Genomic DNA, 11,258 nt, shown 5'->3' with positions numbered 1-11,258 from the left:
GAGATATAACCGAAAGTTGTGGATGGGAAAAAGGAGCGTATCCTTTCAGGAAAACCAAAACCCAAAACCCGGTAGCTGCCGGGGAAAGGATACGCTCCATGGAAAAGGCTACACATCGGTTGGAGGAAGCGCAAGGGAATCCCGAGGTAAAAACGGTCTTGGAGGACGTGCTCCGGGAGGGTGCCCGGCGAATGTTGCAACAGGCGATCGAGGGTGAAGTGGCGCACTACCTGGAAAGTCGGCGGAGCCAGGTAGACGAGAAGGGGCATCGGCTGGTGGTTCGCAACGGCTATGCGCCGAGCCGAGAGTTGGTAACGGGAATCGGGCCGATACGAGTACGGCAGCCTCGTGTCCATGATCGACGGGAGGGGAAGCGTTTTACCAGTGACATACTGCCGCCGTTTATGCGCCGGGTACCGAGCATCGACGCGTTGATCCCGTGTCTATACTTGAAAGGGATTTCGACGGGAGATTTTGCCGAGGCGTTGGAGGCGATTTTAGGTCCGAGGGCGGCGGGGTTATCGGCTACCAACATAGTGCGTCTCAAGCAAATCTGGAACCAGGAGTACGAGACCTGGAGGCGGCGGGACTTGCGGGGGAAACATTACGTCTACATCTGGGTGGACGGAGTTTATTGCAACGTGCGCCTGGAGGATGAACGCAGTTGCATCCTGGTCGTCATCGGGGCTACGGAAACGGGGAAGAAGGAGTTGTTGGCGGTACAGGACGGATACCGGGAAAGCAAGCTGGCCTGGTTGGAGGTTTTACGGGACTTGAAAAGCCGGGGGTTGAGTCGATTTCCGGCGTTGGCGACGGGAGATGGGGCGCTGGGGTTCTGGGCGGCGGCAGCGGAAGAGTTCCCCGGCATGCGCCGGCAACGCTGCTGGGTGCATAAGACTGCCAATGTTCTCGATAAGATGTCCAAGGGGGTTCAAGGCACGGCCAAGCAGCGCATCCATGACATGTACCTGGCCGAGACCAAGGAGGAGGCGCTCAAGGCCTACGATGAGTTCCTCCACCTTTACCAAGCCAAGTATCCGCAAGCCTGCGTTTGCCTGGCTAAAGATCGGGAGGATTTGTTCGCCTTCTACGACTTCCCGGCCGAACACTGGGTCCACCTGCGTACGACCAACCCGATAGAATCAACCTTCGCCACGGTTCGTTTGCGCACCGTGCGCACGAAAGGATGCGGATCTCGCAGCGCAACCTTGATGATGGTGTACAAGCTGGTGGAACAGGCCGAAAAACATTGGCGACGATTGAACAAGTACGAATATATCGCCCTGGTCATGCAGGGGGTGAAGTTCGTCGACGGAATAATGGCTCAGGCTGCTTGAAAAAGGATCGGAAGGATGCGCTTAGCGACCCTTCATCCACAACTTTTGACAATATCTCCTGAAGATGCCGCCCGGCCGACAGTGGGAACAATTTTCTTTTCCCTAATCTGCGTAATCTTAGTTCGACCATGAAGGACATGAAGGTCATGAAGGGGGCGAGGCAGAAACCATAACCATTTCCCAATCTGTGAAATTTTAGTCCTCTAATCTGTGAAACCTGCCTGCCGGCAGGCAGGTCTGTGGACTCTTCCCTAATCTGCGTAATCTTAGTTTTTCCTTTTCCCCATCTGCGTAATCTCAGTTTTACCATGAAGGACATGAAGGGGAGAGGGTTAGCCACAAGAGGCACAAGGGGGCACAAGAGGATTTTTGAGGGTTTAAGACGGACTGAAGATGCCGCCCGGCAGACAGTGGGAACAATTTTCTTTTCCCTAATCTGCGTAATCTTAGTTTTTCCTTTTCCCCATCTGCGTAATCTCAGTTTTACCATGAAGGACATGAAGATCATGAAGGGGGCGAGGCAGAAATACTAGGTATCCCGGGCCCGTGGTAAAAGACAATTCGCCGCAGCCCCTTCTTTCCCCCCCTCACCCGGGGAAGTATCCACGGATGTGGACCTCTTCAGAAAAAAAGCTACGGAATTGTCGGGAAAATGGCAGTTATCCACAGTCGTTGAGCGTTTTTTCGGACAAATGTCCGAAAAAACGCTCAACGGAAAATCGGACATTGAAGAAAAGGGGAGACGCGGGCTCCTCGCAATGACCTCAAATACTCCGTCCCTATGCTCCCCCAAAACTCTTTCCTTATCTGTGTCACCTGCCTGCCGCAGGCAGGTCTGTGGACCTCTCCAGGGGATGCGGTGGGGGTCTTTCCTGAACCCCGAACCCTGATCCCTCTTTCCCCTCTCCTACATGCCTACATGTGAAATCGAGGGTTCGGCGGGGGTGTTTTCTACTGAATTCTGAATACTGAATACTGTATTCTGGCTTTTTCTCTCAATCAGAGTTAATCAGAGTAATCAGGTGCAAAAATCTCTCCCTGCCCTATCCGTGAAACCCGGAGCCGTGCCATGAAAACGCCCTTGCTGGGGCTGACCCCGGCCGACGTCGCCGAGACCGTCCTGCTCGTCTTCGGGGAGGAGCGCTCGGCGGTGGCCGCCGCCCTGGAAGCGGACGGCTTTTCCCTGGAGGAACGGGCCCGGAGACGCGAATCCCGCACGTTCCGGGTCTCCCGCCCCGGGCTTTCCTTCCCGGCGGTGCTGGCCGGGTACGGCTCGGCCTCGACGGCGGGGGCTCTCGGCGAGCTGGTCCGGCTGGGGGCCCGCGCTTTCGTCATGGCCGGAACCTGCGGGGCCTCCCGCCACTACTCCCTGGGCCGGGTCTACCTCCTCGACCGGGCCGCCGCCAACCCCCTGGGCGGCCTGGGGGCGGCCGGCTATTTTTCCCGAGCGAAACCCGGAGAGGATTTCTTCCCCGACCCGGGCCTGGCCGAAATCGGACGGCGGCTCGGCCTCCCCTCCGTCGCTCCGGGAAAGATCGTTTCCCAAGACACCTTTTACGGGTTCGGCGGCGTTCTCGACGAGCAAGGCGAACTCGTTGACGCCGGTCCCGCGCCGGTTCCCGGCGGCGGCTCCCCGCCCGGTTTCGAGGCCTTCCTCCGGCTCTACCGCGGCGGCAAACCTTACCTGCTGGACATGGAGACCGCCTTCTTTTACGCCCTTTGCTCCGCCTGGCGCGGGGTCCGGGGCGTGGCCGTCCGGGGCGTCTCCAACCACGTCCCCTTTCCCGCGGGAGACTACGTCACCCGGGAAAAGCAGGCCTTGGCCGCTTCCCTGCGGGCGGCGGTCGAGATCGTCGCCGCCGCGGACGGGCGGGACCTTTGATCGGGACCGGCTAGGGGCCGGCGGCGGGACGGTCGAGTTCAGCCCGGATCCGGTTCAAAAGCGGCCGGATCTGGTAGGGCTTCTCGATGAAGGGCAAGCCCAGTTCCCGGATGCGGTCCCCGTTTTCCCGGAGATCGATATAACCGCTGCTGAGGAGCACCCGCAGCGCCGGAACCCGTTTCCTCAATTCCTCGACCAATTCCAAACCGTTCCCGTCGGGGAGGACGACGTCGGTGAAGAAGAGGTCGAAGTTGCCTTCTTCCCGCCGGAAAAGGTCCCTGGCTTCGGCCGCGGTCCCGGCCCCGAAGACGACGTACCCGGCGCGCTGGAGAATCCGAAGCTGGGATTTGAGAATTCCCTCGTTGTCCTCGACCAGCAAAATGCGTTCCCCCTTCCCGGGCGAATATTCCGAGGGGAAGGACTCTCTCGCCTTCGCGGCCGCCGGGGTGCTCAAGGTCGGCAGGTAGACGCGGAAGACCGTCCCCCGCTTCGGTTCGCTGTAGAAGTTCACCCAGCCCCCGTGCTGCTTGACGATGCCGTAGACGGTGGAAAGCCCCAGGCCGGTCCCCTTTTCCGGGCCCTTGGTGGTGAAAAACGGCTCGAAGATCCGCTGCTGGATCTCCCCGCTCATCCCGGTCCCGGTGTCTTCCACCGTCAGGCAGGCGAACTCCCCCGGGCGCGATTCCCGGATCTCCCGGCTGCTTTCCTCGTCGAGCGCGACGTTTTCGGTGCGGACCGTGAGCCGGCCGCCGGCGGGCATCGCGTCCCGGGCGTTGATGACCAGGTTCATCGCCACCTGCTCGATTTGGCCGGCGTCCGCTCGGACGTTCTTGAGCTCGGGATCGAGGTCGATATCTATCTCGATGTCCTCGCTCAGCAGGGACCGGAGCATGACTTCCATGCCCTGGACGAGGCGGTTGAGATCGAGCATTTTCTTGAAGAGAGTCTGCTTCCGGCTGAAGGCCAGGAGTTGGCGGGTGAGCAGCCCTCCCCGCCGGGCGGCGGCTTCCACCTCGAGCAGATCGGAGCGGTACGGGGACCCTTCCGGGAGTTCGGAGAGGACCAGGTCGACGAACCCCATAATCGCGGTCAAAAGGTTGTTGAAATCGTGGGCCACCCCGCCCGCCAGCCTTCCCACCGCGTCCATCTTCTGCAAGCGCAGGTTTTCTTCCTCCCGCTGGCGCAGGGATTCCTCGGCTTTTTTGCGCTCGGTGACGTCCCGGAAGTGTTCTTGGATGTAGCTCCTGCCCCCCCACTCCACTTCCTTCCCCTCGAACTCCACCGGAACGACCGTCCCGTCGGGGCGGAGCAGTTCCAGGTCGTCGGCGCCCCCGTAGCCCCGTTTCTGGATCTCGAAGAATTTGAGCCGGGACGCCTCCACCTTCTCCGGGGGCCGCAGTTCCCAGATCTTCATCTTCTTCAGTTCCGCCTGGGTCCTCCCCGCCTGCCGTTCGAACTCGGGGTTGCACTCCGCGACGGTCCCGGTCTCCAAATCCAGGAGCACGATCCCGTCCCGGGCGGCGCGGAAGAGCGTCAAGTACTTGCTCTCGGTTTCGATCAGGGCGGCCTCCACCCGCTTGCGCTCGTCGATGTCGGTGATCGAACCGGTGATTCCGACCGGCGAACCGCCGTCGCGAAGCGGACGGCTGGAAGTCCGGACCCAACGCTCGCCCCCGGAGGCGGTCAGCACGCGGTACTCCGAGGGTTCGATCTTCCCTTCCATGACGTTCCGGAAAGAGACGTCGATCCCCTCGATATCCTCGGGGTGGACGAACTCCCGGAAGTTGCGCCCGACCAGGTCCGGGGGAGTGTACCCGGCGATGGTTTCGATCGCCGGGCTGATGTAGGTTATCGTTCCGTCGCTCCGCAGCGAAAAGATGGCGTCGTTGATGTTCTCCACCAACTCGCGGTACCGGGTCTCCGATTCCCGAATCCGGCGCTCGGTCTCCTTGTGCTCGGTGATGTCCCAAGCGGTCCCCACCATGCGCACCGCTTCTCCCCGCTCGCCGCGGAAGAGACGGCCGGTCGCGGCCAGCCACCCGATCGAGCCGTCGGGCCGGATCAGCCGGTGCTCGATCTCGTAGTGGCCGGCGGGATCGTCCCCGCAAACGACGCCGTCGACGGTGTTCCGGACCCGTTCGGAATCGTCGGGGTGGATGAGATCGAGGTAAGCGCCGTAGGTCCCGGCGAAAGCGCCGGGAGCCAGCCCGAATATCGCCTCCACTCCGTCCGTCCAGATCACGGATCCGGTTTCGATGTCCCAATCCCAGATTCCCATTCGGGCGGCGGAAAGGGCCAGGCGCAACTTGTCCTCGCTCTCCCGGAGCCGCCGCTGCGCTTCCCGCGACCCGGTGATGTCCCGGGCCACGGCGTACGTGCTGCCCTCTTCGACGACGGGCTGCGAGTTCCATTCCAGCCAGCGGTAGGTCCCGTCCCGGTGCCGGAAGCGGTTGACGAAGCCGACCACCGGCGCCCCCGCTCCCAGGACCTCCGTCAAAACCCGGCGCGTCTTTTCCCGGTCGTCGGGGTGGATATAGTCGTAGCAGGACCGGGAAAGCAGCTCCGTCTCGGGATAGCCCAGGACCCGGGCAAAGGCCCGGTTCACGCGTTTGAAGCAGCCGCGGAAGTCGGTGACGCAGATCATGTCCAAGGAGAGGTCGAAAATCCGCTCCAGCTCCCATTCCGCCCGCCGGCGGATCTTCAACGATTCGCTGTCTTCCAGGGCGCGCCGCACCACCGGGCCCAGGCGGAAGCGCTTGTCCTTGAGGACGTAATCGGTCGCCCCCGCCCGCATGCACTCGACCGCGACCTCCTCGCCGATCGTCCCGGAAACGATGATGAGGGGCGCGTCCGGGGCGATCCGGTCCCGGACCTCGATGGCGTCGAGGCCGCTGCACGCGGGAAGCGCGTAATCGGCCAGGATCACGTCGGGAGGCGGAGACAGGGCTTTGCTCAAGTCTTCGAGGTTGTTGACCCGGACGACCGACGGCCGGAAGCCGGCCCGGACCAGCTCGTTTTGGACCAACTCGGCGTCGTCGGGGTTGTCCTCCAGGAGGACGACCTTGAGTTCGACCCCGGAATAGTCGCGGCGCTCCTTCATGCCCGGGGATACTCGTTGAGAAGGAGCCAGTAAAGACCGATATGGCGGACGGTCTCGATGAACTCGGTGAAGTCGACGGGCTTGCGGATGTAACTGTTGACGCCGAACCGGTAGCTTTCGACCAGGTCCTGTTCCTCCCGGGAAGAGGTGAGCACGATCACGGGAATCGCGGCGGTCCGGGGGTCGCTTTTCGCCTTTTTGAGCACCTCCAAGCCCGAAATCTTGGGGAGCTTGAGATCGAGGAGAATCAGGTCGGTCCGGTGGCGGCCGATCTCCTCCAAGGCTTCCTCTCCGTCCCGGGCCACCGTGATCCGGTTGATGAGCTTATGGCCCCGGAACGCCTCCAGGGTCAGCTCCACGTCGTCGGGGTTGTCTTCCACCAGCAGGATCCTGATGTCCTTGGGTTTCACGGTTCTTCTCCTTGGGGTTGGCCGCGGGGAGGCGGCGCTTCTTCGGGATCCGCACCCAGGGTGAAGAAGATGGCCGCCCCCTTGTTTTTCCCGCTTTCGGCCCGGATGGTTCCCCCGTGGCGGGACACGACCCGTTGGGCGGTGGCCAGACCGATGCCGGTCCCTTCGTATTCGTCTTCCCGGTGCAGGCGCTGAAACGGCGTGAAGATTTTGTCCGCGTACTTCATGTCGAACCCCACCCCGTTGTCCCGGACGTAATACACCGTTTGCTCCCCCTCCCGGCGGCAGCCGACCTCGATCCGGGCCGGGTCCCTTTCCCGGGAAAACTTGAGGGCGTTGGAGACGAGGTTGACGAGCAACACCTTGAACAGGGTCCGGTCGGCCCGGACGGGTCCGGAGGACGCCGCGAACTCCACCCGCCGGCCCTCGCGTTCCGGCTTCAGGTCCTCGTAGACCTCCCGGGCGGCCTCGGCCAGATCGAACGTTTCCCAACTCATCTCCCGGCGTTCCAGCCGGGAGAGGGAGAGAAGATCGTCGATCAAGCGTCCCATCTTCTGGGCCCCGGCCCGGACCCGCTGCAGGTAATGCCGGCCCTTCTCGTCCAGGGAGGAACCGTAGTCTTCGAGCAGTTTCTGGGAAAACCCGTCCATGGCCCGCAGGGGCGCCCGCAAGTCGTGGGAAACCGAGTAGGAAAAAGCCTCGAGTTCGGCCGTCCGCCGCCGCACCCGTTCTTCCAGTTCCAGGTTGAGTTTTTTCAGCTCCTCCGCCGCCGCCTTCCGGTCGGTGATGTCCTGAAAGGCCCCCCAGATCTTGCGGCAACGGCCGTTCTTGAAGACCGGCTCGCCGTGGACCCGGCCCCAGCGCCACCGCCCCCGATACGTTCGAACCCGGAGTTCGAGGTCGAAGGGCTCCCCGCTGTCGACGGCTTTCCGGTAGGCTTCGGCCAGGATCTCCCGGTCGGAGCCGAAGTAGTGTTCCAGGTACTTGGCGGGCCCGGGCGCGGGCCCCGAATCCAGTTCGAGGATCTCGTAGAGGGCCGGGGTCCAAACCGCCTCCCCGGACAGGAGATCGTGTTCCCACCCCCCCACCTTGGCCATGCGGCCGGTGGCGTCGAGAAACTCCTCTCTTCGTTTCAGCTCGGCTTCGCTGCGTTTTTGCTCGGTCACGTCCCGGTAGATCGCCACCACCTCCCCGGAAGAGAGCCGGTAGAAGTAATTTTCCCTCCACCCCGAAACCCGGTCGTCCACGTACCGGCTCAGGGGGAGCCGGAAGGATTTCCCCGTCTCCCAGACCCGGCGCATGGCGTCGAGAATCCCCGTCTCCTTCGCCCCGGCGAAGACCTCGGTCAAGCGCTTCCCGATCACGTCCTTCCGGGAGATCTCGTCGATCCGTTCGGCGGCGGCGTTGAAATCGACGCAGAGGAAGTCCTTTCCCCCCTCGACGGCCGTGCAGACCGCGGCGCCGCTGCTCATGTTCTCGAACAGTTCCCGGAAACGCTCCTCGGCCGTGCACCGTTCGGCCTCGGCCTCGAACCGGTCCAGGGCGAAGGCGATGTCGGCGGCGAGTTCGGCGAGAACGGTTTTCTCCTCGGGGTCCGCCGCCGCTTCCGGAGGGACGGACACGCTCAAAAAACCGAAGATACGGTTTTCGAACTCGAGCCGGACGGCCAGCCGCGCCGTATAGTCGCGGCCGGCCCCGGGGGGACATCCCCCGCACTCCTCGGCCGGGGCGAGAACGACGACGGGCTCGGGACGTTCGAGGGCCCGGGCGACGCAGTCGGGGGTTCCGGACTTTTCCAGGATCTTCCGGATCCTTTCGCCATCGCCCGCCGACACGGCCACGGTGCGCACTTCCGCGCCGTCGGTCAGCCCGATCCAGGCGTCCCCGTACCCTCGGTCCGCCACCAGGATCTCGCAGATTTTGTCGAGGAACCGGTCCCGGGAAGACTCCCGGGTAACGAGCTGGTTGATGTTTCGCACCGCCTTGAGGACCGAGTTCAGGCGGCGCAAACGCCCGATTTTCACGGATTTTCCGGGAGAGCCGGACAGGCCCATACCGTACCTCCGGTCAGGAATCGCTTCGATTGCTTTTACATCGAGCGGGCAACATGTGTCAATTTAATTTTCCGCCGGGGCGGGCCGGACTCAGCCGGGCAGCGGGCGGCGGGAACCGGCCGCGATCGCGGCCGTCCCCGCCCCGATCACCAGGACCAACCCCAGGATCTCCAAAAAGCTGAGGGTTTGCCCGAAAACGACCCAACCGATGACGGTGGCGAACGTCGGGATCAAGGGAGTGCAGATGGCGGCCTCGCTCGGCTTGACCAGGTGCAGGGCGGTGGCCAGCAGGGTCTGGCCGATCAAGGTCGACGCCCCGAAGGCGACGGCCAGCAACCAGAACCGGGGGTGCGCCGGCCAGGGGAGGAAGACCGCGAGCGGGAGCATCGCCGCCAGCATCACCCCCGAGTACCAAAGGTTGATGGTGTGGGGAACGTCGGTCCGCCGCAAGCGCCGCAGGATAATGAATTCGATCGAGTTGAGCAGGCCCGCCCCCAGGGCCAGGAACAGCCCGAGCGGGGCCAGGTTGGCCAGGCTTTGGCTTCCCTCGGGGTGGACGACCAGGAAGATGCCGACCAGCGCCACCGGCACGGCGACGAACTCGACCGCGGTGGGGCGCACGGAAAACGCTATCCAGAGCACGAACACGGCCCAGAAGGGAGTGGTCTTGGCCAAGACCGTGGCGGTGGAGAGCGGAATGAGCGCCAACGCCGAAACCACGCAACCGAGCATGGCCGTGCCGAAAACGCCCCGGAGGATCAAGGCCCCCCGGTTTCTTCCCCGAGCTTGCCGGGGATGGAAACAGGCCCAGGGAACGAGAACGAGGAGGTACACCAAGCACCGGCAAAAAAGCAGGTGCCAGGGGGAGATTTTCCCGGCGGCGGCGTGGGCCAAGCTGTACCCGCAGGCGAAACAAAAGTTGGCGACGATCAGCAGCACCGCCCCTCGGGCCCGGTCGCTCACGGGTGGCCTCGCCGTCCCCCCGGCATTTTCACCCCGGAGTTTCCGGCCGGAGCGACCGTCCTCGCCGGACCGGGGTTCAATCGCAGGACCCCCAGGTCTGGACGCTGAAATGGTTGCAGAGCTGGTACGTATCGACGTCGCAGTTCTCGACGGTGGTGGCGGCCAGGTTGTTGCAATACTGCATGCCGTAGAGGGTGACGCCGTTCCCGTCCACGTAGCAGGAACTCAACCGGTTGCAGTGGTAGAACCCCATGGTGCGGCAAGCGTACGCCGTGGAAGCGACGACGTTGTTGCAATAGCGGTAGCCGTAATCCTCTCCGTTGACGTAACAGTTGACCAAGTTGTTGCAGTATTCGAACCCATAGTCGTTGGTGCCGGGACTCGTATCCGCCACCGAACAGTTGATCAACTTCGAATCCTTGACGCTCGCGTTTCCCGCGAAACCCTTGGTCCCGGCGTAGGCCACGTTGCAGTTGTCCAGAGTCACGCCGGAAGCCGCGGCGGTGTAGAGAAAACCCTCGGCGACGCTGTAGCGGGACCGGCAGTCGCGGACGGTCACGTTGGCCACGCCGATGTAGCAGTTCCCGATATTGGTGAAACCGCCGTTGACGAGCGTGAGCCCCTCGACCGTGCAGCCGGGAGAAGCCACGGCCAAGTAGGAATTGCCGGGCAGGTAGATCGAAACGGCTTCCTTCGATTCGCCCACGATCCTGGTGACGTGGTCGACGGTGAGCGATCCGGTCGGATTGTACGATCCGGCCGGAACGAAGACGCTGTCGTATTCGTCGCTCTCCAGGGCCTCTTCCAAGTCGGTCCCGTCGCCGGGACGGACCGAGTAATCGAAGAGCCGCTGCCCTCCTCCTCCTCCTCCGGTGAGAGCGACGTCGGTGGCGGCGTTGCCGTAGTAGACACGGGTTACGCCGCGCGCCGCCCAGAGGTTGCTGCCGGAGCGGTGGACGGCGAAATCGGCGATGCCGTCGCCGTTGTAATCTCCGGGCGAAGGCGTATCCCCGTTGGAGCCGAAATAAACGCGGGTGAACCCCCGGACGCTCCAGAGGCCGGTGGCCGGCCGGAAGACCGCGATGTCGTCGCGGCCGTCGCCGTCGAAATCGGCTGCGGGCGTGCGCGGCGCGGCCAGCAGGATCGAAACCACGGTCAGAACGGCGGTAAGTGCTCGCATCGGTCTCCTCCTCGCGGATGTGGCCGCGCGGCTCGACGGCTCCGGAGCGGGCGTCGATGCCCGGGTAAATATTCGGGCTTCCTCCGGGCCGGCCCTGCGGCCGTTGTCTGGATTATCGACAACCCAGCCGCCCGTTGTCAAGGCCAGGGGGGGGTAGAGGGTTCAGGGTTCGGGGTTCAGGGTTCAGGCCGGAGCCCCCTGGAGAGGTCCACAGACCTGCCTGCCGCAGGCAGGCAGGTGACACAGATAAGGGAACAAAAATTTCACAGATTGGGAAATGGTTATGGTTTCGGCCTCGCCCCCTTCATGCTCTTCATGTCCTTCATGGTCGA

The 11,258-nt window shown here is 63.2% G+C and carries 7 protein-coding genes; 2 read left to right on the top strand and 5 right to left on the bottom strand.

From position 1 onward, the window contains the following. The first annotated feature begins 98 nt into the window (after positions 1–98). Both PLZ73_11925 and PLZ73_11920 read left to right on the top strand, forming a co-directional pair. The gene (locus PLZ73_11925) at positions 99–1,337 is read left to right on the top strand and encodes an IS256 family transposase (protein ID HOO78581.1); all 1,239 of its coding nucleotides are present in this window, start codon (positions 99–101) and stop codon (positions 1,335–1,337) included. A gap of 1,069 nt (positions 1,338–2,406) precedes the next feature. Continuing rightward, positions 2,407–3,219: a hypothetical protein gene (locus PLZ73_11920; GenBank protein ID HOO78580.1), complete on the top strand. Its 813-nt coding sequence runs from the start codon at positions 2,407–2,409 to the stop codon at positions 3,217–3,219. 10 nt (positions 3,220–3,229) lie between these two features. Here the strand turns inward: PLZ73_11920 and PLZ73_11915 are convergent, their stop codons facing one another. The 5 genes from PLZ73_11915 to PLZ73_11895 form a co-directional block, all read right to left on the bottom strand. Next, positions 3,230–6,319: a PAS domain S-box protein gene (locus PLZ73_11915; GenBank protein HOO78579.1), complete on the bottom strand. Its 3,090-nt coding sequence runs from the start codon at positions 6,317–6,319 to the stop codon at positions 3,230–3,232. Further along, on the bottom strand, positions 6,316–6,729 hold the full coding sequence (locus PLZ73_11910; protein HOO78578.1) for a response regulator: 414 nt from the start codon (positions 6,727–6,729) through the stop codon (positions 6,316–6,318). Before PLZ73_11910 ends, PLZ73_11915 begins: the two co-directional genes overlap by 4 nt. Then, positions 6,726–8,753, bottom strand: coding sequence for an ATP-binding protein (locus tag PLZ73_11905; protein ID HOO78577.1), 2,028 nt, complete (start codon positions 8,751–8,753; stop codon positions 6,726–6,728). The genes PLZ73_11910 and PLZ73_11905 overlap by 4 nt, the downstream gene beginning before the upstream one ends. 120 nt (positions 8,754–8,873) lie before the next feature. Beyond that, positions 8,874–9,746 (bottom strand): DMT family transporter, encoded by an 873-nt coding sequence (locus PLZ73_11900; protein HOO78576.1) that lies wholly within the window; start codon positions 9,744–9,746, stop codon positions 8,874–8,876. 76 nt (positions 9,747–9,822) lie between these two features. Next, positions 9,823–10,926 carry a VCBS repeat-containing protein gene (locus tag PLZ73_11895; GenBank protein HOO78575.1) on the bottom strand — a complete coding sequence of 368 codons (1,104 nt, stop codon included), beginning with the start codon at positions 10,924–10,926 and terminating at the stop codon, positions 9,823–9,825. Positions 10,927–11,258 lie beyond the last annotated feature (332 nt).

Source organism: bacterium, from assembly GCA_035380285.1.
In the GTDB taxonomy this organism is placed as follows: Bacteria; Auribacterota; Erginobacteria; order Erginobacterales; family DAOSXE01; genus DAOSXE01.
This window is presented reverse-complemented; position numbering and strand designations above follow the sequence as displayed.

Coding starts and splice junctions, on each gene's coding strand:
- PLZ73_11925 (HOO78581.1), top strand. CDS start 99: ATGGAAAAGGCTACACATCGGTTGGAGGAAGCGCAAGGGAATCCCGAG.
- PLZ73_11920 (HOO78580.1), top strand. CDS start 2,407: ATGAAAACGCCCTTGCTGGGGCTGACCCCGGCCGACGTCGCCGAGACC.
- PLZ73_11915 (HOO78579.1), bottom strand. CDS start 6,319: ATGAAGGAGCGCCGCGACTATTCCGGGGTCGAACTCAAGGTCGTCCTC.
- PLZ73_11895 (HOO78575.1), bottom strand. CDS start 10,926: ATGCGAGCACTTACCGCCGTTCTGACCGTGGTTTCGATCCTGCTGGCC.